Annotated in this window: 19 protein-coding genes; 5 read left to right on the top strand and 14 right to left on the bottom strand. The window is 71.8% G+C overall.

What is annotated here, in order from left to right; all coding sequences use genetic code 11:
• Nucleotides 1-111 precede the first annotated feature (111 nt).
• Nucleotides 112-1083 (top strand): ATP-grasp domain-containing protein, encoded by a 972-nt coding sequence (locus JOF44_RS16845; protein ID WP_209894132.1) that lies wholly within the window; start codon nt 112-114, stop codon nt 1081-1083.
• Here the strand turns inward: JOF44_RS16845 and JOF44_RS16850 are convergent.
• Nucleotides 1040-1954 (bottom strand): SDR family NAD(P)-dependent oxidoreductase, encoded by a 915-nt coding sequence (locus tag JOF44_RS16850; protein WP_209894134.1) that lies wholly within the window; start codon nt 1952-1954, stop codon nt 1040-1042. The two genes, JOF44_RS16845 and JOF44_RS16850, sit on opposite strands and share 44 nt — an antisense overlap.
• Before the next feature lie 102 nt (nt 1955-2056).
• Here JOF44_RS16850 and ptsP point away from each other — a divergent pair, with 102 nt between their 5' ends.
• Complete coding sequence (ptsP, locus tag JOF44_RS16855; RefSeq protein WP_209894137.1) at nt 2057-3775, top strand: phosphoenolpyruvate--protein phosphotransferase; 1719 nt, start codon at nt 2057-2059, stop codon at nt 3773-3775.
• A 48-nt stretch (nt 3776-3823) separates the two neighbouring features.
• Here ptsP and JOF44_RS16860 read toward each other — a convergent pair whose 3' ends face one another.
• The 12 genes from JOF44_RS16860 to ku form a co-directional block, all read right to left on the bottom strand.
• The gene (locus tag JOF44_RS16860; RefSeq protein WP_209894141.1) at nt 3824-4096 is read right to left on the bottom strand and encodes an HPr family phosphocarrier protein; all 273 of its coding nucleotides are present in this window, start codon (nt 4094-4096) and stop codon (nt 3824-3826) included.
• Between the two features lie 102 nt (nt 4097-4198).
• The gene (locus tag JOF44_RS16865; protein WP_209894144.1) at nt 4199-5341 is read right to left on the bottom strand and encodes a mannitol-1-phosphate 5-dehydrogenase; all 1143 of its coding nucleotides are present in this window, start codon (nt 5339-5341) and stop codon (nt 4199-4201) included.
• A 5-nt stretch (nt 5342-5346) separates the two neighbouring features.
• The gene (locus tag JOF44_RS16870; protein WP_209894146.1) at nt 5347-7659 is read right to left on the bottom strand and encodes a PTS sugar transporter subunit IIA; all 2313 of its coding nucleotides are present in this window, start codon (nt 7657-7659) and stop codon (nt 5347-5349) included.
• 132 nt (nt 7660-7791) lie between these two features.
• Nucleotides 7792-8523, bottom strand: a complete 732-nt coding sequence (locus tag JOF44_RS16875; protein WP_245348991.1) for a TVP38/TMEM64 family protein — start codon at nt 8521-8523, stop codon at nt 7792-7794.
• Nucleotides 8524-8596: 73 nt separating this feature from the next.
• A complete protein-coding gene (locus JOF44_RS16880) occupies nt 8597-9400 on the bottom strand; it encodes a DUF1684 domain-containing protein (RefSeq protein ID WP_209894149.1) in 804 nt (267 codons plus the stop codon).
• 80 nt (nt 9401-9480) lie between these two features.
• Nucleotides 9481-9828 (bottom strand): GntR family transcriptional regulator, encoded by a 348-nt coding sequence (locus JOF44_RS16885; protein ID WP_209894152.1) that lies wholly within the window; start codon nt 9826-9828, stop codon nt 9481-9483.
• On the bottom strand, nt 9825-10730 hold the full coding sequence (locus JOF44_RS16890) for a hypothetical protein (protein ID WP_209894154.1): 906 nt from the start codon (nt 10728-10730) through the stop codon (nt 9825-9827). The genes JOF44_RS16885 and JOF44_RS16890 overlap by 4 nt, the downstream gene beginning before the upstream one ends.
• Nucleotides 10731-10813: 83 nt before the next feature.
• Nucleotides 10814-11125 (bottom strand): putative quinol monooxygenase, encoded by a 312-nt coding sequence (locus tag JOF44_RS16895; RefSeq protein WP_209894157.1) that lies wholly within the window; start codon nt 11123-11125, stop codon nt 10814-10816.
• Nucleotides 11126-11235: 110 nt separating this feature from the next.
• The gene (locus tag JOF44_RS16900) at nt 11236-12075 is read right to left on the bottom strand and encodes an SDR family NAD(P)-dependent oxidoreductase (RefSeq protein WP_209896154.1); all 840 of its coding nucleotides are present in this window, start codon (nt 12073-12075) and stop codon (nt 11236-11238) included.
• A gap of 86 nt (nt 12076-12161) precedes the next feature.
• Complete coding sequence (locus JOF44_RS16905; protein WP_209894160.1) at nt 12162-13289, bottom strand: LLM class flavin-dependent oxidoreductase; 1128 nt, start codon at nt 13287-13289, stop codon at nt 12162-12164.
• Nucleotides 13290-13442: 153 nt separating this feature from the next.
• Nucleotides 13443-15953, bottom strand: a complete 2511-nt coding sequence (locus JOF44_RS16910) for an excinuclease ABC subunit UvrA (RefSeq protein WP_209894162.1) — start codon at nt 15951-15953, stop codon at nt 13443-13445.
• A gap of 74 nt (nt 15954-16027) precedes the next feature.
• A complete protein-coding gene (ku, locus tag JOF44_RS16915; RefSeq protein WP_209894171.1) occupies nt 16028-17047 on the bottom strand; it encodes a non-homologous end joining protein Ku in 1020 nt (339 codons plus the stop codon).
• 93 nt (nt 17048-17140) lie between these two features.
• Here ku and JOF44_RS16920 point away from each other — a divergent pair, with 93 nt between their 5' ends.
• On the top strand, nt 17141-19783 hold the full coding sequence (locus tag JOF44_RS16920; protein ID WP_209894174.1) for an ATP-dependent DNA ligase: 2643 nt from the start codon (nt 17141-17143) through the stop codon (nt 19781-19783).
• A 535-nt stretch (nt 19784-20318) separates the two neighbouring features.
• On the top strand, nt 20319-20522 hold the full coding sequence (locus tag JOF44_RS16925; protein WP_076810267.1) for a cold-shock protein: 204 nt from the start codon (nt 20319-20321) through the stop codon (nt 20520-20522).
• Nucleotides 20523-20656: 134 nt separating this feature from the next.
• On the opposite strand, the gene JOF44_RS16930 is transcribed toward JOF44_RS16925, so the two are convergent.
• On the bottom strand, nt 20657-22996 hold the full coding sequence (locus JOF44_RS16930; protein WP_209894187.1) for a family 78 glycoside hydrolase catalytic domain: 2340 nt from the start codon (nt 22994-22996) through the stop codon (nt 20657-20659).
• A gap of 111 nt (nt 22997-23107) precedes the next feature.
• Between JOF44_RS16930 and JOF44_RS16935 the strand changes: the two genes are divergently transcribed.
• Nucleotides 23108-23824 carry a M50 family metallopeptidase gene (locus JOF44_RS16935; protein ID WP_209894191.1) on the top strand — a complete coding sequence of 239 codons (717 nt, stop codon included), beginning with the start codon at nt 23108-23110 and terminating at the stop codon, nt 23822-23824.
• Nucleotides 23825-23852: the final 28 nt, after the last annotated feature.

Raw genomic sequence — 23852 nt, forward strand, 5'->3', positions numbered from 1 at the left:
CCGAGTGATACACAATGTGTCGGATTGCGAGCGGACGACGCGCTCGCCGGTGAGCACGAGGGCGTGTCGCCGTCGACACGACCCGTGATCCACGATTCGGAAGGTCACCTCATGCATCTCGCACCGACCCTCGCTCCCCGCACGGCTCCCGCCGGTCCACCGCTCACCGCTCCTGTCGCCGCGCCGGGCACCGTCCTGGTCACCGGAGCGGGCGGACACGTCGGCGCGCAGGTCGTCCACCTGCTGCTCGAGCGCGGGATGCGCGTGGTCACCACCGACGTCACCCCGCTGCCGGTCCCGAGGGACGACTTCGTGCTCGGCCCCTGCGCCGGCTCCCCCTCCTACGTCCCCTTCCTCGAAGCCACGCTCGCGAGGTTCGACGTCGACCTGCTCATCCCCACCGTGTCGGACGAGCTGCCGGCGCTGGCGGGCGTCGCTCCGGTCCTCGGCAGCCAGGTCGCGATCGCCGCCCCGGGCCCGATCGCCCTGTGCCACGACCGTCTGCTGACGATGAGGTACCTGGCGCGCCATCGGATCCCCGTCCCCACGACGGTGGTCGTGCGTCCGTCCGGGGTGCCCCGGCACCTGATCGGGGAGGGCACCTACGTGGCCAGGCCCCGCCTCGCGAACGGTCCGGGCACGGCGACGATGATCGACGACCCCGAGCAGCTGCCCGCCCGCAACGACACCTTCCTCGCCCAGGAGCTCGTGCCGGGCGAAGAGATCATCGCCCAGGTGCACCGCTCGCCCCGGGACGGCGTCATGACGGTGGTCCTGCTGCGCACCTCGGGCAGCGGACCCGACGCAGGGGGGAAGTCTGCGCGGATGGAGCAGGTGGAACCCGGGGCGGAGCCGGAGCTCGCCGAGCTCGCCCGCGCGGTCGCCCGGGCCCTCGACCTGACCGGCGCGTTCAGCATCGACATGCGCCGCACCGTCGCCGGCACGCCGGTCGTCCTCGCCGTCGACGCGAGACTGGGGGCCCACAGCCACCCTGCCCCGGAGCTGCTCGACGGACTGCTGGACGATGCCGCGCTCCCGCTCAGGACGGTGCGGAGCGCACCTCGGACTGCGCCCAGGCGGTGACCTCCCGGGCCAGGTCGCGGTCCAGGGCGGTCGCCGAACGTCGCAGGAACGTCGGCCGCCCTCGCAGAGCGCGACGACCGTCGGGACCGATGTAGGAGCCCGGGGGCAGAGGCTGAGTGGCGGTGAACAGCACCGAGGAGGCACCGCGCCGCGCCGGCATCGCGATCGGCCTGGTGACCTCGGTGACGAGCCGATCGAGCCGCGCGGACCCGGTCGCGTTCTGCAGGTTCGTGAGCACCCAGCCCGGATGCACCAGCTGCAGGTCCACCCCGTCCCCCCGGGCGTGCAGGCGATCGGCGAGCTCCCGGCCCCACAGCATCGTCGTGAGCTTCGAGCGTCCGTACGCGGCGCCGGGCGACCAGCCGCCGCGGCGGAAGTGCGGATCACCCAGGTCGATCGACCCGAAGGTGTGCGCGTCGGACGCGACGACCACGACCCGCTCCCGCACCAGCGGCAGCAAGGTCTCGGTGAGCAGCAGCGGAGCCAGAGCGTTGACCGCCAGCATCCGCTCGAATCCGTCGATCGTCTCCTCGTGATGCCGGGTGACGAGCCCGGCGACATGGATCAGCAGATCGATCCCGCCCGGCCCGACGAGACGCTCGATCCCCTCGGCGCCCTCGCGCACCGACGCCATGTCGGCGAGGTTCAGGTGGGTCAGGCGCACCGCGTCCGGCCGACCGGTCTCGCGGGTGATCCGCTCGGCGACGACCTCGCCCTTGCTGCGGGTGCGGACCGGAAGGACGAGGTCGGCGCCCCAGAGAGCCAGCTGCAGCGCCGTCTCCCGGCCGAGGCCGTCGCTCGCACCGGTCATCACGACGGTGCGACCGGTGAGGTCGGGCACGGGCAGGTGCTCCCATTCCATCGTGGTCATCGCACCATCGTAGGGACGGCCGTGATCGCCCTCCTCCCGCGTAGCATGAGCGTGTCGTCGCTCCCGTCGACACCGCCCGGATCCCCGCAAGGAGAGTCAGCGATGGCCCAGTACACAGGTGTTGCCGTGAGCCCCGGTCGCGTGATCGGCACGATCCGATCGATGGCCCCGCCGGTCGCCGAGCCCCCCGCGAAGGACACCCTGCCCGAGGGCGCGGACGCCGCCGCCGAGGCCGAGCGGATCCCCGTCGCGGCCGCCGCCGTGCAGGCTGCGCTGACCCGCCTGGCCGAGCGCGCTCCCGGTGACGGGAAGAAGATCCTCGAGGCCACCGCACAGATGGCAGCGGATCCCTCCCTGACCCAGACCGCGCAGGGCCTCGTCCTCTCCGGCGGCAAGTCCCCGGCACGAGCAGTCTGGGAGGCAGGCGACCAGGTCGCCACCATGCTCGAGGGCCTCGGCGGCTACATGGCCGAGCGCGCCACGGACGTGCGCGACGTGCGCGCCCGCATCGTCGCCGAGCTGCGCGGCGAGCAGGCTCCCGGGATCCCGGACGCCTCCGAGCCCTTCGTGCTCACCGCGATCGACCTCGCCCCGGCCGATACCGCCACCCTCGATCCGACCCGGGTGATCGCCCTGATCACCTCCGACGGCGGCCCCCAGTCGCACACCGCGATCCTCGCCCGCCAGCTGGGCCTGCCCGCGATCGTGGCGGCCAAGAGCATCCACGAGTTCACCGACGGCACCGAGGTGTTCGTCGACGCCGGGCTGGGCACCGTCACCGACGAGGTCACCGACGAGCACCACCTTTTCGCCGAGGCCTGGGCCGAGCTGCAGAAGAACCCGCTGACCTACGAGGGCGGGGGAGGGGCCCTGGCCGACGGGACCCGCGTGCAGCTGCTGGCCAACATCGGCGGCGCGGCCGACGCCGAGAAGGCTGCGGCGGCGCACGCCGACGGGGTGGGCCTGTTCCGCACCGAGTTCCTGTTCCTGGATCGCGAGGACGAGCCCTCCGTCGAGGAGCAGACCGCGGCATATGTCGAGGCCTTCGCGCACCTGCCCGGCAAGAAGGTGGTGGTGCGCACCATCGATGCCGGCGCCGACAAGCCGCTGCCGTTCCTCACCGATGCCGACGAGCCCAACCCGGCGCTCGGGGTGCGGGCCTATCGCACCTCCTGGGAGAAGCGCTCGGTGCTGACCAACCAGCTCGACGCGATCGCCGCGGCCGCGAAGCAGTCCCGGGCGACGCCGTGGGTGATGGCCCCGATGATCGCCACCGTCACCGAGACCGAGGACTTCGCGGCCCTGTGCCAGGAGCGGGGCCTGCGTCCGGCCGGGATCATGGTCGAGACCCCGTCGGCCGCGATTACCGCGGACCGCCACCTGGCCGCCTGCGACTTCGCCTCCATCGGCACCAACGACCTCACCCAGTACACGATGGCCGCGGACCGTCAGCTGGGCTCGCTGGCCCATCTGAACAACCCGTGGCAGCCCTCGGTGCTGTCCTTGGTCAAGGCCACCTGCGACGGGGCGCGCGCCGCCGGCGGCGACCCGGAGGCCGTCGGGGAGGAGGTCGCCAAGCCCGTGGGCGTGTGCGGCGAGGCCGCCGGGGACCCCGGCCTCGCGGTGGTGCTCGTCGGCCTCGGCGTCAGCAGTCTGTCGATGACGCCGCGCTCGCTGCCCGCGGTCGCGAAGGTGCTGTCCACCGTCACCCTCGAGCAGGCCCAGGCACTCGCGGCGCAGGCCGTCGGCGCCCGCACGGCCGAGGAGGCCATGCACGCGGTGCGCGCCGGGCTGCCGGTCCTCGGCGAGCTGGGGCTGTGAGGGGCTGACCGGGAGGGTCCGCAGACCCGCGATCTGATCCCGCTCAGCTCACTCCTCGGCGTCGAGGTCCTTCTCCAGCAGGTCCGCGAGAGCGTTCACCGACTCGTCGGCGCCCTCACCCTCGGCGCGCAGGGTGACCTGGTCGCCCTTGCCCGCGCCGAGCGTCATCAGCATCAGCATGCTGGAGGCCTGGACGGGGCTGCCGCCCGGCTTCTCGATGGTGACGGTCGCGGGCTGCTCGCCGGCGGCCTGCGCGAAGATTCCCGCGGGGCGCGCGTGGAGCCCGGAGGCGCTGGCGACTGTGACGGTGCGCTCTGCCATGGTGTGTGTGCCTTTCGACGGACCGCCGCAGGGTGAGCGGCGGATTCTGAGCGCGGTCGTCCGCGCCGGGTTCGTACGGTCTCGGTACGGAATATACCGGGATCAGAGGGTCTTCTGCCGGTCCGCGACGCGCTTCCGTGCCGCGACGAACAGCGGATGGGTCGACTCGAGGCCGGTGATCTCCTCCGTGGCGGCCTCGGCGTCCTGCGCGCGGAGGATCTCCTGCAGGCGGTCCACCTCATCGTCGCCGCTCGGGGTGAAGGCGAGCGCGGCCTCGAACGAGTCCAGCAGACCGTCGTGCTCCAGGCCGCGCTCGGCGAGCTCCGCGGCCGGGCCGACGATGCGCTCGTGCCGGGACAGCTTGCGCAGCGGGGCCCGGCCCACGCGCTCGACCGGATCGGGCAGCGCCTCGTTCGCGAAGCGGCCGAGGACCTTCGTGCGGTAGGCGGCCATGTCATCCGCGGTGAAGCCGTGCTTGGCGACCAGCAGGGCGGAGGTCTCACCGAGCACCGCCTCGACCTGCTGGGCGACTTCCGGATCGGCGATCGCCTCGGCGATCCTCGCGTGGCCGGCGCTCCAGCCGTGCCAGGCGGTGCTCGCATGCCCGGTGTTGACGGTGAACAGCTTGCGCTCGATGTACGGGCCGAGGTCGTCGACCCAGGTGATGCCGGGGACGTCGGGCTCCTGGCCGTCGAAGGGTCCGCGCTCGACCGCCCACTCGGAGAAGTCCTCGACCGTGACGTCGAGTCCGGCGTCCTCGGCCTGCACCGGCACGATCCGGTCGACGGCGGTGTTGGAGAACAGCGCCTTGTCGTCGAGATCGTCGCCGGAGTAGTTCGCGCGGATCTCCTGCTCCAGCAGGTCGGTCGCGTTGATCGCGTTCTCGCAGGCCATCACCGCCAGGCGGGGCGACCCGGACGGGCGGGCCGCGATCCCGGCGGCGATGTTCGGCGCCACGAAGCGCAGGATGTGTGCGCCCACCGCCGTGGTGACGACGTCGGCCGCGGCGATCTGCGCGCTCAGGCCGTCGGGGTCCTGCGCCGAGTTGATCGCCGAGAAGCCGTCGACGACGGTGGTGGTGGGATGCCGGCCGACGGTGCGGACCTGGTAGGAGTCCGTTTCCTGCAGCTGGGTGATCAGGGCGTCGGCGACGTCCGCGAACACCAGCTCGTAGCCGGCCTCGTGCAGCAGCAGGCCGATGAACCCGCGGCCGATGTTCCCTGCGCCGACATGGACTGCCTTCATCGCGTTCACTCCTTCTCATCGCCGAGGATCGCGCGGATCTCCTCGACCGTGGTGGCCTGCTCCAGGCGCTCGACCTGGGCGGGGTCGGAGAAGGTCATGGCGACCTTCTGCAGCAGTTCGAGATGCTCGTTTCCGACCCCGGCGATGCCGATGACGAACGTCGTGGGGTTGCCGTTCCAGTCGATGCCGTCGGGATAGCGCACGAACGACATCGCCGAGCGCGTGATCGAGGACTTGGCGTCGTTGGTGCCGTGGGGGATCGCCAGCGAGTTGCCCATGAACGTCGAGACCGTGGCCTCGCGGTCGTGCATGGCGGTGACGTAGTCCTGGTCGACTGCGCCGGCGGCGACCAGCAGGGCTCCGGCCTCGTCGATCCCGGAGGCCGAATCGGTGGCGCTGCCGGACAGGACGATGCTGTCGGTCGCGAGGATCTCCGGGGCAGGTTCGGTGCCCGCGGAGATCTCGGCGTCCGAGGAGTCGTCCTTCGCGGCGTCGGCGTCCGCGGCGTCGGAACCATCCGCTGCGCCGCGGTCGTCCTCGACGACCTCGGCGCTCGCTACCTGCTCCGGCGGACGCTCCGCGGCGCGGCGGCCGTGGCCCGTACCGGCAGCGGACGACGCAGCACCTGCCCCGGCGGTGGCACCCGCGCCGGCGGCGGCACCGGCGGTCGCCGTGCCACCGCCTGCTCCCACCGCGGCGGAGGCCGGCTCGAACCCGGGCGCCTCGCTCGCCGCCTCGGCCTCGGGTTCTGCGGCCGCGTCCGGATCGTTGCGCTGGTGGACCAGCTCGACGACCTCGTCGTAGCGCGGCGAGTTCATGAACTGGTCGACGCTGACGTGCACGGCGGACTCGGTGCGCTGCTGGGCACGGTCGGTGAGCTCCTTCTGGGTCACCACCACGTCCCATTCGTCGGACAGGCTCGAGATCGCCTTGTTGGTGACCTCGACATCCTCGAAGCCGGCCGCCCGGACCTTCTTGCGCAGCACCGTCGCCCCCATGGCGGAGGAGCCCATGCCGGCGTCGCAGGCGAAGACGATCCTCTCGATGCGGCCGGTGTGCCCGGAGGCGTGGGCCGCCGTGGCGGCGCCCGCACCTGCTGCGCCCGCGCCGGTCAGGGCACCGGCGACGGAGGACTTCTTGCCCTTCATCTGCTCCATCTTGGCGGTGGCCGCACCGATGTCGCCGTCGTCCTGCGTGCCGATCCGGAGGAGGAGCGCCGAGAGCAGGAAGCTCACCACGGCGGCCCCGGCGATCGCGAGGGCGATGCCCAGGTAGGAGTCGCGCGCGGCGACGCCGAAGATCATGAACACCGAGCCGGGAGAGGCCGGGGCGACCAGACCGGTCCCGAAGAGCATGTTGATCAGCACTCCGGTCATGCCGCCGCCGATCGCGGCGATGATGAGGACCGGCTTCATGAGCACGTAGGGGAAGTAGATCTCGTGGATGCCGCCGAAGAACTGGATGACCGCGGCGCCAGGGGCGGAGGCTCTCGCCGCCCCGCGGCCGAAGACGGTGAACGCCAGCAGGATGCCCACCCCGGGTCCGGGGTTCGACTCGAGCAGGAAGAGGATCGACTTCCCGTCCACCCCGGCCTGCTCCAGGCCCAACGGGGTGAGGACGCCGTGGTTGATCGCGTTGTTGAGGAAGAAGATCTTGGCGGGCTCGATCAGCAGCGAGACCAGCGGCAGCACGTGCGCGTTCACCAGCGCGCCCACTCCGTTCGACAGCAGCGTCATCAGGCCGTTCACGAGGGGGGCGAGGCCGAAGAAGCCCGCCACCAGCAGTGCGAAGCCGATGATCCCGGCGGAGAACATGTTCACGAGCATCTCGAAGCCGGCGGGGATGTGCTCCTGCCACAGCCGGTCCAGCCGCTTCATGATCCAGGCCGCGAGCGGGGCCATGATCATCGCGCCGATGAACATGTGCACCTGGCCCAGCTCAACGTAGGCCGCGGCGTCGTTGCCGGCCGCGACCCACTCGTCGAGCAGACGCGCGTTCTCCTGGGCGATCAGCCAGTCCGAGCCGCCGATCACACCCATGGTGGCGATGACGCCGACCACTGCGCCGCGCGCCTCGTAGACCATGCGGCCACCGGTGTTGGCGATCAGCAGCGGCAGGAGGTAGTGGATCATCGGGTCGACGGCGCTGGCCAGCGGCTCGCTGGGCGTCCATCCCTTGGGGATGACAAAGGCTGTCAGGATGCCCCAGGCGATCAGCGCCGGGATGTTCGGCATCACCATGTTCGACAGGGAAGTGCCGACCTTCTGCAGGGCCACCCGCGGGCTGAAACCGCTTCGGGCCTCGGTCGTTGTGCTCATGAGACGTCCTCGGTGACATCCGGGGACCCGCGAGCCCCCGTGGGCGACGGCGCGCCGGGCGACGCGCTGCGGCCGTGCGGGGCGGTCCCCGGGCGTGCGTCAGAGGAGCTGCTCCGTCGGCGTGGACGCAGTCTAGCCGCGAGCAGCCCGCCAGCGGCGCAGCGAGAGCACGGTCAGCACGATGACCACCAGCCAGGAGAGGCCCACCGCGATGCCGTTCAGCATCGTCGGCGAGGCGAGGAACGCCCCGATCGCGATCAGCGAGACCTGCCCGGGCAGCGCGGACAGGCACGTGGCGACCAGGAACTCGCGCTGGGTGATCCCGAGCGCTCCGCTGCCGTAGTTCACCGGCCAGTAGGGGATGCCCGGCATCAGGCGCAGCGTGCACACCGCGTAGAAGCCGCCGTCGGCCAGATGCTCCTCGACCATGTCGGCATGGGAGCCGAGCGACCGCATCACTGTGTCGCGGCCCAGACCGCGGGCGATCCCGTAGCCGCCCCAGCAGCCCAGGACGACGCCGATCATCGACAGCACCGTGCCGAGGGGCAGGCCGAAGAGCATTCCCGCCGTGACGGCCATGATCGTCACCGGGATCGGGGTGAGCGCGACGGCGGCGTACAGCCCGATGAAGGCCAGCGGCCCCCAAGCCCCGAGGTCGGCGATGTCCGCCTGCAGCTGATCCAGTGAGGGCAGGCGCACGTTCAGCGCCAGCCAGATCATGATCAGCACCACCGCCACCAGGACGACGTTGCGCAGCACCGAGCCCCAGGGCACGCCCCCGCGTCCGAGGCTGCGACCGGGGCTGGGGCGGTCAGGCGTCACGGAGTCCGGGGAAGCGGCAGCGTGCTCGGAGTGATCGGGCATCTGGCGATCCTACGGGCGCGAGCGACCGTCGCCGCCGTGCGGCGGGGACGGAGCGGTCCGCCCGCCGTCGTGCTCAGCGCTCGGTCGGCTCGACCCGTCGTTCACCGGCGCGCACCGCCAGCGGCAGATGGTTGCCCTCCGGCGGCCGGGGGCAGGTGCCCCAGGCGCTGAAGGCGGAGGGGAAGTTCAGGGCGACGTTGAGATCGACCCGCACGTCCTCCCCGTCGAGCTGCGCCGTCACCTGGCGCCAGTCGGCGCTGTCGGTCCCGGATGTCTCGTCGGTGAAGAGGATGCTCGACTCCCCGGTGAGCACCATCTCGACGGGGCCGTCGTCGGTTTCGAGGGTGGCCACGCCGGGGGAGGGGAGCTCCTGGGTGAGCCACGGCAGCGCGGAGCCGACCGTCACCGTGGTGGGCTCCCGGCGCCAGGTGCCCCGCAGCACGGCCGCAGGGTCGTAGGGAAAGGTCGGCACGCCGTCGAAGCCGGCCCGGCGCGGGGACGCGGGGTCGAGCAGCCGCAGGCCGATGCGTCCCCCGCGACGGATCACGTCGATCTGCACGTCGTCACCGAAGCGCGCCAGGCGCACGTCGTCGGTGCCGGTCACGGTCGTCGTCGTGCAACCGCCGTCGACCCGAGTCTCCACCTCCTCGTCGGCGGCGAGCAGGGACAGCTCCGCGTCCTCGAACTCGGTGACGAGGCGGTTCTTCGCGAGGTGCCAGCGGCCGGGCACCGCGTCGAGCTGCTGTTGGCCGACGGCCGGATCGATCCAGTGCAGGGCCACCTGGGAGAGGACGCCGTGCGGGGCGGCCAGGGACTCGTCCCGGTGCCGGCGGAAGGCCCGCCAGGCGGACTCGTCGGTGGTCTCAGCGGTGCTCATCCAGGGCCTCCTCGATCAGAGCGGGTCTCACGGTTCTGCACCTCGCGGGGCCGGACGCGCACGGGCGCCGTCATCTGCCGTCACCACATGGCGCGGAGCACCCGGACGGCCTCCTCCAGATCGAGGCCGTCCTGGCGTCCGGTCGAGGCGAGCCGTCGGGCCGCCCGGGCGACCGCAGGAGAGACGGAGGAGGCATCCTCGCTCACCCGGGTCCCCGCGCCGGCCCGAGAGACGATCAATCCGTCGGATTCCAGGGCGCGATAGGCCTTGGCGACCGTTCCCGGAGCGACCTCCAGGTCCGTGGCTAGCTGCCGGACGGAGGGCAGCCGATCGCCCCGGGCGAGGGCTCCGGTGGTGATGAGCCCGGAGATCCGATCGCGGATCTGCTCCGCCGGATTCGCGCCGTGCGGCGTGATCTCGAGAATCATGCCGAGGCCGGTTGCCGAGCCGTCTGGTCATGTCGGCTGCGGCAGCTCAGCGCGGTGAGGATCCACAGCGCCAGCCCGATCGCGCCGGTGAGCAGGGCAGCGCCCTGCAGGACGGGGGCAAGGGCGGCGAAGGAGGTCCCCGAGCGGAATTGCTCCCCGGACTCGGCACCGACCATGAGAGTAGCTCCGGCGGTCCGCGCCACGGACCGGAGCACGGTCGCGAGGTGGAGCAGCAGCGCGCCGGTCGCGATGCGGGCCACGTTCGCGCTCCGCAGCCGGCGCCGTGCGATGTCCGCCTCGAGGTCCTCGGGATGGGGAGGGCGGGCGATCCCGGCCAGGGCCACGACGGTCGCGACGAGCAGGACTCCGACGGCCACCAGGGGGCCGACGGAGAGGTGCCACCCGTAGATGGTCGTCGCCATCGATCCAGGGCCCAGTTCCACGACGTACCGCGTGAAGTGCCCCGCATCGTCGCGCTGCGAGGCGAGGCCGGCGGCGACGGTCACCGCGACGACGACGCCGAGCGCGAGAAGGAGGGCGAGGATCCACGACCGACCGAGGAACGAGGTCCAGGTGCGCCGAGTCAGCTGGGCCCCGCTCACAGAGCCGTTGCGGGCGGGTATCCCGAGGGCGAGGACCGCGAGGATCCCGACCAGTAGAGGGAGGAGGTACCGAACTGCCACGTATGCGTCCCACGGGAAGGCGTACAGGGGGATGACCCCGGACACCGCGAAGACCGCGGACAGCGAATAGACGACCATCGCCAGGGACGACGCGCCGGCCGCCGCTGCGGTCAGCGCCGCGCTGCGCCGATCGAGCGAGGGCAGGTGCGCGCCCCGCAGGAGTCGCAGCAGCACCCCGCCGGCGATCCCGAGGACGGTGGGGGCGAGCAGGTACCACATGACATCCCTCGATCCGTATCAGTTGACTGACACAAACCGTATCAGGGCAGTGGTACGCCTGGGAGTGGCCTCGGGGCCTCGGCTCAGACCGCGCCCTGCTCCGCGGAGCCGACGGGGATCGGGGTCATCCGCGTGACCAGGCCGGGCTTCTCGACGAGATCGGCGACGTCGGCGCGCAGGATCTTGACCTGATCGCTGTCGCCGTGCACATCGAGATCCTCCACGCTCGACCACTTCTCGATCATCGTGATGGTGCCGTCCTCGGCGTCATGGATGGAGTACAGCTCGCACCCCTTCTCGCTCTGGACGGCCTCGATGCCGCGACGCATCGCGTCGGCGAGCTCCTGCTTCCTGCCAGGCTTGGGATAGAACACGGCGGTGACGATGACGGTCATGAGGACTCCTCGGGGTGATGCGTTCCGGAACGTCCCCATCCTGCCTGCTCGTTGCGGGTCGACTCCACCGCGTCCCACGGATGGGCCTCTGCTCGTCGGGGAGCGGCTGCTCAGCTCAGTCCGACCAGCTCGGCGCTGCGGCGCCACAGCGCCTCGGCGAGCTCGAGGTCGTCGGCCTGGGCGTGGACCTTCGTCGTCGGTCGGTCCTGGTCGTAGTAGCGACCGGATGTCCAGGTCGATCCGGGGGTGCCGGTGAGGAACCAGGCGAGGATCGCGCCACCGGCCTCCGGGCTGATCATCGGTACCAGGCGGCTGAGCGCCGACTGGTAGATCCAGCGTATGCCGCTCGCGGAGCCGGTGCCGAAGCTCGTGCGCACGATCCCGGGGTGGAAGGCCGCCGAGGAGAGGCCCTCAGCATGGAATTTCGCGTGCAGGCTGCGGGTGACCAGGATGTTCGCGAGCTTCGCGTCGCCGTAGGCCTTGCGCGCGCTGAAGCGGCGCGCATTGTCCAGGTCCTCGAGGTCGAGATGCCCGAACAGCCGGTGCCCGATGCTCGAGGTGGCGATCACGGAGGCGCCGCCCGGGAGCAGCCGGGGCAGCAGCAGGTTGGTCAGCAGGAACGGGGCGAGGTGATTGACCTGGAAGGTCTTCTCGAAGCCGTCGGCCGTCGGGGTCCGCTGGCCGAAGACCCCTCCCGCATTGTTGGCCAGCGCATCGATGCCGTCCTCAGCGGTCGCCTCGGAGAGCTCGTCGGCCAGGCGGCGGACGTCGTCCAGGCGGGCGTAGTCGGCGACGAAGTGCTTGGCCCCCACCTCATGGGCGACGGCGGCGGTCTTCTCGGGGGAGCGGCCGACGAGGAGCAGGCGGTGGCCCGGGCCGGCCAGCTGCCGCGCGGCGGCGGCACCGATGCCGTCGGAGGCTCCGGTGATGACGATCGTTCTGGTCTCCAGTGCTCTCACTCCTTCGATCGGGCGGTGTCCCCCGAGTGTTCCAGGAACTCGGCCAGCAGCGCGGCGAGCTGCTCCTGAGGAGGTGGTCAGGCCCCGACGGTGACCCGGGCCGCGGCACCGAGCCGCTCACGCACGCGGGGGATCACCTCGCGTCCCACCCGCAGAGCCTCCTCGCGGTGGGGGTAGCTGGAGAAGATGAACTCGGAGATGCCGAGGTCCGCGTACTCGACGAGGCGATCGGCCACCTCCTCGTGCGAGCCGACCAGCGCCGTGCCGACGCCCTCGCGCATTAGCCCGATCCCGGCCCACAGGTTCGGGCCGATGACGAGGTCGGAGACGTCCGCCGGGATCTCGGTGCCGTGCAGAGCGCCCATGCGCGCCTGGCCGACGGAGTCCATCGTGGCCTTGTGCTGCTGGACGGCGGCCACCGCCTCCGCGTCGAAGCCGGACCGGATCTCGGCGGCGACCTGCCAGGCCTCCTCGGCCGTGTCGCGGGAGATGACGTGCAGGCGCAGGCCGTAGTCGAGCTCGCGGCCGACGGCAGCGGCGGCGGTGCGGACGGTCTCGATGCGCTCGGCGATGTCCGCCAGCGGCTCGCCCCACAGCAGGTAGGTGTCCGCCTGGGCGGCCGCGACCTCGACGGCCTTCGGGGAGGCGCCGCCGAAGAACAGCGGCACCCGGGAGGTGCCCGGCTCGACCAGCTGGGCGCCGACCAGGTGGAGGTGGCGCCCCTCGAGGTCCACCTGCTCACCGGCCAGGAGCGGCCGGATCGCCTGCAGCGCCTCCTCGGTGATGTCGTAGCGCTCGTCGTGCGGAACGTGCACGCCGTAGCCGGCCTGCTCGGCGGGGTCACCGCCGGTGACGACGTTGAGGATGATGCGGCCGTCGTGGAGCCGACGGAAGGTGTCCGCCTGCTGCGCGACCAGGGTGGCCGACTGCAGGCTGGGTCGCAGAGCGACGATGAAGCTCAGGTGCTCGGTGCGGGCCGCGATCGCGGAGCACAGCACCCACGGGTCCGGGCAGTTGATCCCGACGGGGGTCAAGGCTCCGTCGAAGCCGCCCTGCTCGGCGGCCAGGGCGACCTCGGACAGGTAGTCCACGAGTCCCGACTCGGGGACGCTCTCGTGCCCGCGCGCGAAGGGCCCGGGTGCCATGGCGTCCCCGCGCGGCGGCAGGAACCAATGGAATCGGGGGCTGGATGCGGTCTCGCTCATCTCGGCGTCTCTCCTTCGGCTGCGTGGGGTGGTCCTCTGAGGGCCTCCATAAGAAACACTAGGGGAGCAGGCTGAGCAGTGCGCTGGACGACGCGGCCGCGGGGCCGGGAGTTCCCGGGATGTTCACCCCGGAGGGGCCTTGCGCCCGGCGCCTCACCCCAGGTGCGCGCGCAGGTACCGCCCGGTCACGCCCGCCTCGTCCGCGGCGATCCTGGCCGGGGTGCCGGTGGCGACGATCCGGCCCCCGTCGACGCCGCCGCCGGGGCCCATGTCGATCACGTGGTCGGAGTTGGCGATCATGTCGAGGTCGTGCTCGATGACGATCACCGTCGCCCCGCGGTCGACCAGCCGGTCCAGCACGTCCAGCAGGGTGCGCACGTCCCGGGGGTGCAGGCCGACGCTGGGCTCGTCGAACACGAACAGCGCCTCGTCCTGGCGGCGGTCGATCTGGCCGGCGAGCTTCAGCCGCTGCGCCTCCCCGCCGGACAGCGCCGGGGTGTCCTCGCCCAGGGTGAGATAGCCCAGCCCCAGGTCGACCAGGGCCTGCAGACGGCGGCGGACGGCGGCGATGTCCCCGGCCGCCTCGAGGGCCTCGCGGGTGGTCAGGGTCATCAGGTGCGGCAGCGAGATCCCCGTCGGAGAGTCCGCGCGGGGCCGGGTGATCTCGTCGGCCTCCGGGGCGTACCGGGTGCCGCCGCAGTCGGGGCAGTCGATGTCGATGTCGGGCAGGAACTGCACGTCGAGGGAGACCTGTCCCGTCCCCTCGCAGCGCGGGCAGCGCAGGGAGCCGGTGTTGTAGGAGAAGTCGCCGAGGCGGAGGTCGCGCTCGCGGGCGTCCTCGGTGCGGGCGAAAGCACGGCGCAGGTCGTCCATCACGCCGCTGTAGGTCGCGACGGTCGAGCGCACGTTCAGACCGATCGGCGTGGCATCGATGCGGTGGACCCGGCTGATGCCCTCCCCCTCGAGGTGCTCGACGTGCGCGGGCACGCTGGATCCGTCGAGACCGGCGGTCAGCGCCGGGACCAGGGACTCCAGCACCATCGTGGTCTTGCCCGAGCCGGAGACCCCGGTGACCGCCGTCAGGCGCCCGCGCGGGATCTCGAGGTCCAGGGCGTGGACCGTGTGCACGGGGGTGGTGCGCAGGTGGAGCCGGCCGAAGGAGAAGACCTCCTCGTCGCTCGCGCGCTCGCGGACCAGGACCCCCTCGCGGCCGTCGAGGAAGCCGCCCAGCGAGGAGGTGGGGGAGGCTGCGATCTCCTCGACGCTCCCGGTCGCGACCACCTGGCCGCCGTCGCGTCCTGAGCCGGGGCCGATCTCGATCAGGTGGTCGACCGCGCGCAGCACCTGCACGTCGTGGTCGACGAGCACCACGGAGTTGCCGTCGGCCAGCAGATCCTCGACCAGCGCCAGGAGCCCGTCGATGTTCGAGGGGTGCAGCCCGATGCTGGGCTCGTCCAGGACGTACAGCACCCCGGTGGTGCGGTTGCGGACCGCACGGGCCAGCTGGACCCGCTGGCGCTCGCCGGTGGACAGGGAGCTGCCGGCGCGGTCCAGGGCGAGATAGCCCAGACCCAGCCGCGTCAGGCGGTCCGCCATCTCCCGCAGCTGATCGACCAGCGCCGTGGCCATCGGGCGGAGGTCCTCCGGCAACGGGTCGATGATGCCCGCGGTCCAGGCGATCAGGTCCTCGAGGGTCTTCGCGGTGGCCGCGGCGAGGTCGATCCCGGCGATCTGCGGGCTGCGCGCGGCAGGGCTCAGGCGGGTGCCCTCGCAGTCGGGGCAGACGCTCTCGTGCAGGAAGCGGCTCACGCGGCTCAGGCGCTTCTCGGTGTCAGCGCGCCGCAGCTCCTCGGTGACGGTCAGGCGGGCGTTGCGAAAGGTGAAGTCGAGCTCGTGCAGTCCCTTCTTGGAGGTGACGGTGATGTGCTTCTTCTCCTCGGGACCGTCCAGGACGACGTCCCGCTCCCAGCCCGCCAGGTCCTGCCAGGGCACGTCGGTGCGGACCCCGAACTCGCGGACGATGTCCGGCTGGACGTTGAAGCCGAACATGTTCCACGGCACGACGGCGCCGCCGTCGAGGGTCTTCGTCGGATCGGGCACCAGCGTCGCGTCGTCGACGGTGCGCACGATCCCGAGGCCCTCGCAGCGCGGGCAGGCGCCCTCCGCGTTGAAAGCGAGCTGCTCCGCGCCCGGGGCGTGGACCTGCTCGCCGCACTCGGGGCAGGAGAAGGGCACCTCGGCGGCCACATCGATGGTCGGATCCTGCCGGTGCCCGTTCGGGCAGAGGTGCGAGCCCAGGCGGGAGAACATCAGCCGCAGGACGTTCAGCAGCTCTGTCGAGGTGCCGAAGGTGGAGCGCACCCCCGGGACGCCGGGGCGCTGGCGCAGGGCGAGGGCGGCCGGCACGTGCGTGACCTCGTCGACGTCGGCCCGCGGGGCCTGGGACATGCGACGCCGCGTGTAGGTCGACAGCGCCTCGATGTAGCGGCGCGAGCCCTCGGCGTACAGCACACCCATCGCGAGCGAAGACTTCCCGGAGCCGGAGACGCCGGCGATGCCCACTACACGGTGCAGCGGCACGTCGACATCGAGGTCGCGGAGGTTGTGCACGCGGGCGCCGCGCACCTCGATGGCCGTGGGCTGGGGGACATGTCGGGCGTTCACCCGCCTCACGCTACTCGCGGCGGCCGACGATCGGGGGTGTGGCTGGGTACGGATGGACGCCGTCGTGGGCCCGGTCAGGCCGATTTCTTGCCCGACTTCTTCGAGGAGGTCGAGGACTTCTTCGATGAGCCGGACGTCGAGCTCGTGCCGGACTTCTTGCTGGACCCGGACTTCTGGCCGGACCCGGACTTCTGGCCGGACCCGGACTTCTGGCCGGACCCTGATTTCTTTCTCGTGCCGGACCCGGACGTCGTGCCGGACCCTGATTCCTGGCGGGAGCCCGAGGTCTTCGCGGAGGACTCCGCGGCACCGCGCCGCGTGGTGACGCTGCGCTCCAGAGCATCCATCAGGCTGATGACCTTGCCGTCCTGCTCGGAGGCCTGCGAGCGCTCCTGACCGAAGGTCTCGTCGGTATCGACCCCCTCTCCCTCCTCGAGCTTCGCATCGACCAGCTCCCGCAGCTGCGCCTGGTACTCGTCGGTGAACTGCTCCGGCTCGAAGTCGCCGCTGAACTGCTCGACCAGCGCGGCCGACATGTCCCGCTCCTTCGCCGAGATCTTCGACCTCGCCGGGGCGAAGTCGACCTCCCGCAGGTCCTTCGGCCAGCGCAGGGTCTGCAGGGCCAGCAGGTCGCCGTGGACCCGCAGGATGCCCAGGCGGGTCTTCGTGCGCAGCGTGAACGTCACGATCGCGGTGCGCTCGGTGTCCTCGAGCGTCCGCCGCAGCAGCACGTACGCCTTCGCGGACCGGCCGACGGGCTCGAGGAAGTAGGAGGTGCCCAGCAGGACGGGGTCGATCTGCTCATCGGGGACGAACTGGACGACGTCGATCTCGTCGTCGTCCTCGACCGGCAGAGCCTCGAGCTCCTCGTCGGTCAGGACCACTGTCTTGTCGCCGTCGTCGTAGGCCTTCTCGATGTGCTCGTAGTCGATCTCGCGGCCGCACACCTCGCAGCGGCGCTCGTACCGGATCCGCCCGTGGTCATCGTCGTGGACCTGGTGGAAGGACAGATCGTGCGAGCGCGTGGCGCCGTACAGCTTCACCGGCACGTTCACGAGCCCGAAGGTGATCTCACCGCTCCATATCGCGCGCATGCTCCATGAGACCACGCCACGGACCGTGCGGACCAGGAACGATCGGTCGGCCGATCCCGTGACGGACGCCGTGATCGGGGGCACAGTGGCCCCATGGCTACCGGTGAGCACAAGGTCGAGGTCGACGGTCACACGCTGAAGCTCTCGAACCTCGAGAAGGTCTTCTACCCGTCCACGGGGACGACCAAGGGCGAGGTGATCGACTACTACCGCCGGATCGCTCCGGTGATGATCCCGCAGGCCACCCGGCGCCCCGCGACGCGGAAGCGCTGGGTGGACGGTGTGAGCACGGAGACGAAGCCCGGCACGGTCTTCTTCCGCAAGGACCTCGAGGACCACGCCCCGGACTGGGTCCCCCGCGCGGACATCGAGCACAGCGACGGCACCTCGACCTACCCCTTGGTCGACGAGACGGCGGTGCTGGTCTGGCTCGCCCAGCTGGCCGCCCTGGAGATGCACACCCCGCAGTGGCGGTTCGACGACGGCGGCGGGGAGACGAATCCCGACCGGCTGGTCCTCGACCTCGACCCGGGTGACGGCGCCGGCCTGGCGGACTGCGCCCGGGTCGCGCAGTGGTGCCGGGAGATCCTCACGGACATGGACTTGGAGTCCTACCCGGTGACGTCCGGTTCGAAGGGGATCCACCTGTACGCCCCGCTGGACGGGACCAGCACCGCTGACGAGGTCGACGAGGTCGCGCACGAGCTGGCGCGAGCACTCGAGCAGGATCATCCCGATCAGGTGGTCAGCGACATGAAGAAGTCGCTGCGCGCCGGCAAGGTTCTGGTGGACTGGTCCCAGAACAACGGCCACAAGACCACCGTGTCCCCCTACTCCCTGCGCGGCCGCCTGCGCCCGACCGTCGCCGCTCCGCGCACCTGGGAGGAGATCGAGGACCCGGACCTCGCCCACCTCGAGTACGAGCAGGTGCTCGAGCGGATCGAGGACGGGCAGGATCCGATCGCCCCGCTCGGCGCGGACCCGAGCAGCTCCTCGGGGCGCTCCGGCAGCTCCGGGGCCTCCGACAGCTCCGGCTCCACCAGCAGGTCGGGCTCCGGCGACCAGGAGCAGGGCGTGTCGGCCGACCGGGCCCGCGACCGGCTCGAGGTCTACCGCTCCAAGCGCGATCCCGAGAAGACCCCCGAGCCGGTGCCGGAGCCCGACGGGCCGGCGGCCCAGGACGCCCGTGAGGCCCTGGATGCCCGGGCGCCGATGTTCGTCATCCAGGAGCATCACGCCTCCTCCCTGCACTGGGATGTCCGTCTCGAGCACGACGGGGTGCTGGTCTCCTGGGCCGTGCCCAAGGGGCCCCCGCTCGAGGTGGACGTGAACCGTCTCGCCGTGCAGACCGAGGATCACCCCCTCGACTACGGCACCTTCGAGGGCACCATCCCTCGCGATGAGTACGGCGGCGGCGACGTGACGATCTGGGACACCGGCACGATCGAGATCGAGAAGTGGCGCGAGGGCGAGGAGGTGATCGCCGTCTGCCACGGTCGCGAGGACGGAGGGCTGGGCGGGGAGCCGCGCCGCTACGCGTTCCTCCACACGGGCGGCATGGGTGGGAAGCAGAAGTCCGCCGCCGCGAAGGAGAAGGCCGCCTCGAACTGGCTGCTGCACCTCATGAAGGACCAGCCCGACAAGAAGGACCAGCCCGACATGAAGGACCAGCCCGACCGGGAGGCGGGGGAGGAGGAGAGCGAGCATTCGTCCGCGGCCGGGAAGGCGGCGCCCACCGCCTCCGCGCCCCGCGAGATGGGAGAGCCGATCACCCCCATGCTCGCCACCCTCGGCAGCCGGGACGACATCCGCGACCAGCACGAATGGGCCTTCGAGATGAAGTGGGACGGCGTGCGCGTGATCGCCACCGTCACGTCCGACGCCGTCCGCCTGACCAGCCGCGGCGGCAAGGACATGACCGCCACCTTCCCCGAGCTCGCCGAGCTGGCCGAGGCGGTCGACCCGGACGTCCTGGCCGCCGGGGAGACCGTGCTGGACGGGGAGATCGTGGCGCTGGACGGCAAGGACCGGCCCTCCTTCTCGCGTCTTCAGCAGCGCCTCGGCCTCACCCGTGAGCGGGACGTCGAGCGGGCCCGGAAGGACGTCGCGGCCCACGTGATGGTCTTCGACCTGCTGGTCCGCGGCGGCGACTCCCTGCTGCGCACCCCGTACCGACAGCGGCGCGAGGCGCTGTTCGAGACGGTGAGCGCGAGCGAGCACGTCCAGCTGCCGCACGCCGACCACGGGGACGTCGACCACGCGGTCGAGCTCTCCCAGCGGCTGCAGCTCGAAGGGGTGATGGCGAAGAAGGAGCAGAGCACCTACCGGCCCGGGAAGCGCGCCCGCACCTGGATCAAGCTCAAGAACGCCCGCCACCAGGAGGTCGTCGTCATCGGATGGCGTCGCGGCAAGGGCGAGCGCTCCGGCACCCTCGGCTCGCTGCTGCTGGCCGTGCCGGACGGGGACGGGACGCTGCGCTACGCGGGCCGCGTCGGCACCGGATTCAGCGAGCAGGACCTCGAGGACATCGCCCGCACGCTGCGCTCTCGATCCCGCAGGACCCCGCCGGTGGACGACGTCCCCCGGGCGGATTCCCGCGACGCCGAATGGGTCCGCGCCGATCTCGTCGGCGAGGTCCAGCACACCGAACGGACCGACGACGGCCGCTTGCGTCACCCGGTCTGGCGCGGCTGGCGTCGGGACAAGACCGCCGACGAGGTGCGCTGGGAGGACTGAGTCACACCCGGCCCCGACCACCCCGGGGCATGCCGTAGTCTTCTCGTAGTCGTTCGCACGATCTCGCCCCGGCGAGGACCGCGGAAGGCCGCACGGCGCTGGATGCCTCTTTCGGAGGCGACCGACGACGGTCGCGCAGAACACCCTACGAAACCGAGTATTCATCACCTCCTTGGCACTTCCGACGTATGACGACGCATCGACGTCACCCCTCTCGTCCGCGCCGATGACCCCCACCCAGGTCGTCGCAGCGCTCCCCACCCTCTCCTGGCTCCGAGCCGATGACGACGTCCATGTCGCCACGCTCGCCGGAGAGTTCGCCGGCCATGTCGTCAGCCCTTCCGCTGACGCGCCGGTCCACACGGCCTTCGGGCCCCATTTCGGCCGCATCGGCGACTTCCTGTCGCTGGATGCGGCTCAGGCGGCCCTCGAGGCCGCACCCGCACGCCCATCACGGGCTGCAACCCATCCGCGGCGGAGTCGTCGCGGATACCCGGGCCACGAACGTGGTTCACGACAACGAAGGAATATCGCCATGGCTACTGGCATCGTCAGCTGGTTCAACTCCGACAAGGGCTACGGCTTCATCGCCCCCGAAGACGGCTCCGCCGATGTGTTCGCGCACTTCAGCGCGATCCAGGGCACCGGTCGTCGCGACCTCGAGGAGAACCAGCGCGTGGAGTTCGAGACCGAGCAGGGCCCCAAGGGCATGCAGGCTGTGAACATCCGCGGCATCTGAGACTTCCGGCCCCGCCTCGCGGGGCTCGGTGATGACCTCGACGCCCGTCGGGTCCGGCATTGCGCCGGGACCGGCGGGCGTCGCTCTGTCCCGGGGCGGGTCGCCCGGCCGCGGCGCATCCGGCCACGGCGCCCTCACCAGGTGACGGCGTGCACCCCGGGATCGAGGAGCTGTTCGCTCCCGGGCACCACCACCCGGGCGCGCGTCCCCTCGGGCACGGCCACGGTGAGGGTGGACGAGTCGCGGTCCACCTCCACGTCGATCTCGCCGTGGATCGTGGTGCGGGTCAGCTCGATCCGGCCGACGGGGACCTCCGGGTCCGGGGCCACCAGGAACTCCCGCCACCCGTCCCGGCCGCGCCGCAGCCCGGCCACGTGCTCATGGATCCACGTCGACGGGGTGCCCATGAAGTAGTGGGAGCACGAGCGCGGGTTCTCCCACATCTCCATGAACGTGGAGTTGCCGGCCTCCAGCCAGGCGCGCCAGCCCGGCGCCGTCGGGTTCGCGAGCACCCGCAGCGCGAGCGCCCCGTGCCCGTGGGCGGAGAGCACCGGCAGCAGGTATCGCACGCCGATGTGCCCGCAGTCGTGATGATCCCCGCGCGCTTCGATGTCCTCGACCAGGTGCGCGAGCACGGCATCGACCTGCCCGCTCGGCACGATCCCGCGGGCCAGCGGCAGCAGATTGCTGGTCTGGCGGTAGACCGTCGAGCCCGGATCCCGGTACACCCCACGATCCGTGTCGAGGAAGACGGTGTTCACCGCCGCTTCGAGCGTCTCGGCGTCCTCACGCAGGCGTCCGGGCGAGGGGAGATCGTCGGGGCGACGCGTCGCCCCGGCCTCGTCGGCCTCGTCGGGCCCGGCGGGCCGGTCGAGATCGTCGGGTCCGTCGGCCTCATCGAGCAGCTCGATCGCATGGGCGAGCGCCCGCAGGCCCTGGGCGACGGCCAGGGTGGCGGTCAGGCGCTTGTCCTCAGGAGCCGGACCCGGGCTGCCCGGGGTGAGGTAGTCGCCGAGCACCCCGGAGATGAGCCCGTCCTCGTCCCGTCGGCCCAGCTCGTAGGTCAGGTAGGCGGCGGCCGCCGCCCCGTGCTCGCGGACCACGTCCGCCTCGCCGTATTCGCTGGCGAGCTCGTCGAGCAGCACCGGCAGCACCGTGGTCCACTCCGGGGCGGGGGAGAGCTCCTGGTAGCCCCAGTCCGGGTTCGGGGCGATCACCGACAGGGACCCGTCGGGGCGCTGGCCGTCCGCCTGATCGGCGGCCCACTTGCGCAGCATCCCCCGCAGGTCGAAGCTCGCCGTCATCGCGGCCAGCCCCGTCAGCGCATCCCCGGTCCAGCCGTTCTTCTCGTGCATCGGGGTGTCGGTGGGGACGTGGTGCATGTTGTTGGCCAGCGAGGCCCGCATCGCCTGGTCGAAACGCTCGAGGTAGCGATCGGAGCTGGTCAGCGTGCTCGCGACGGGGAGATCGGCGTGAGCGAGCAGACCGGTGACCTCCAGCTGGTCGAGCGATCCGCCGCGCGCCTCGAGCTCGACGTAGCGGAAGCCCTTGTAGCTGAACTGGGGCTCGAAGCGGGGCGCGGCCGACTCCAGACGCACCAGGTCCTCCTGGAAGCGCGCGGCATGGATGTGCTCGTTGTCGGCGTCGACGCTGCCGTCCTCGCGCAGCTTCTCGCCGTGGACGGCGGAGAACTCCAGCGGTCCCGGCCCCGTCAGCTCGTACCGGCACCAGCCGGCGATCACCCGCCCCATGTCCAGCACGACGGGCCCGTCCTCGCGGGGAAGCACCCGTGGGGTGAGCTCCTCGCGGACCACCACCGGTTCCTGGACCTGCAGCTGCATCCGCGGCTCGGGCGCGGCGGTGCCGCGGTGCGCGCCGGACCCGGGACGGTCCACGAGCACCTCGGCCCAGGAGGAGTCGTCGAAGTCGCCGCGCAGCCACGCCGTCGGATCGGCCCCGCCCGCGGAGCGTCCGCTCCCGACGCCCCCGCCCTCGAAGACCTCGCCCTCGTACATCGAGTCGCGGGAGATGGGGCCCGGGGCGGTCCGCCAGCCGCTCCCGGTGGTCACGGCGTGCGAGCTGCCGTCGGCCAGTTCGATGCGCAGATGCGCCCAGGCGCGGACCGGGCCCCGCCAGGGCGCCTGCTCCCAGCGCCAGACGTTCGGGGTCGCCATCGCGTGGAAGCCCCGCCCCAGCGCGATCCCCAGCACGTTCGTGCCTCTCTGCAGCAGCGCGGCGACGTCCGCCTCGCACACCAGGACCCTGCGCCGGGCGTCGGTCAGGCCCGGATCCAGACGTGTGGACCGGTAGGGCTCGCCGTTGACGAAGGCCCGGAACACGCCCAGGCCGGTCACCAGCAGGCGGGCCGACGTCGGCGGCGCGGACAGCTCGAAGCTCGTGCGCAGCAACGGGTTCTGGGGGTCCTCGCCGGGCGCCGTGATCCAGCGGGCCAGGGTCGGGTCGATATCCGTCATCACAGGCCACCTGATTCCTCGGGTCGTCGTCGACGCATCGGGTCAGTGTGACACGCACCACGGCGCACATCGGGCAGGCGGGCTCCCAGACGCCGCTGTCACCATGAGCGGATGGACCTCGAGAACCTCGCCCGGGCGGTGTGGGAGCGCATCGTGCCCTCGGCCGCGCCGGAGAACGCCTGGTGGGTGCTGACGGCCCTGGCGGCGGCGCTCGCCGTCGTCGTGCTGCCGCCCCTGTGGCACCTGGTGCGCCCGGCGGTGACGATCGTGCACGAGCTGGGGCACGCGATCGTCGGCATCCTCGTCGGTCGCCGCTTCACCGGCTTCGTGGTCAGCGCCGACATGTCCGGCCACGCCGTGACCGTCGGGCCGCGGCGTGGGTTCGGCCGGATCGTCTCGACCTGGGCGGGCTACCCCGCCCCCGCGATCCTCGGCGCCGTCGGGGTCCAGATCGCCCTGCACGGATGGGCGCCCACCGCCCTGTTCGCCGCCGGCGTGGTGCTCGTGATCTCGCTGGTGTTCACCCGCTCCCTGCACACCGTGCTCGCCGTGCTGGCGACCGCGGTCGCCCTCGGCACCGCCTGGTGGTGGGGCAGCCCGGCGGTGGCCGCCCTGCTCACCCTGGCCGCCTCCGTGTTCGCCCTGTTCGGCGCCTGGCGGCACCTGGGAGCGGTGATCACCGGCGGCGGTCGCGGGGACGACCCCGCCCAGCTCGCCCAGCTCACGGGGGTGCCGACGTGGATCTGGCATCTGCTGTACGTCGCGGTGCTCGCCGCCTGCAGCTGGTGGGCGTGGACCGCGCTGGCCCCGCTGGTGCTCGGCGCCTGAGAGCTCCCGCGGCCTTCCGCCCGGTCCG

It is taken from the genome of Brachybacterium fresconis, assembly GCF_017876515.1.
Classification (GTDB): Bacteria; Actinomycetota; Actinomycetes; order Actinomycetales; family Dermabacteraceae; genus Brachybacterium; species Brachybacterium fresconis.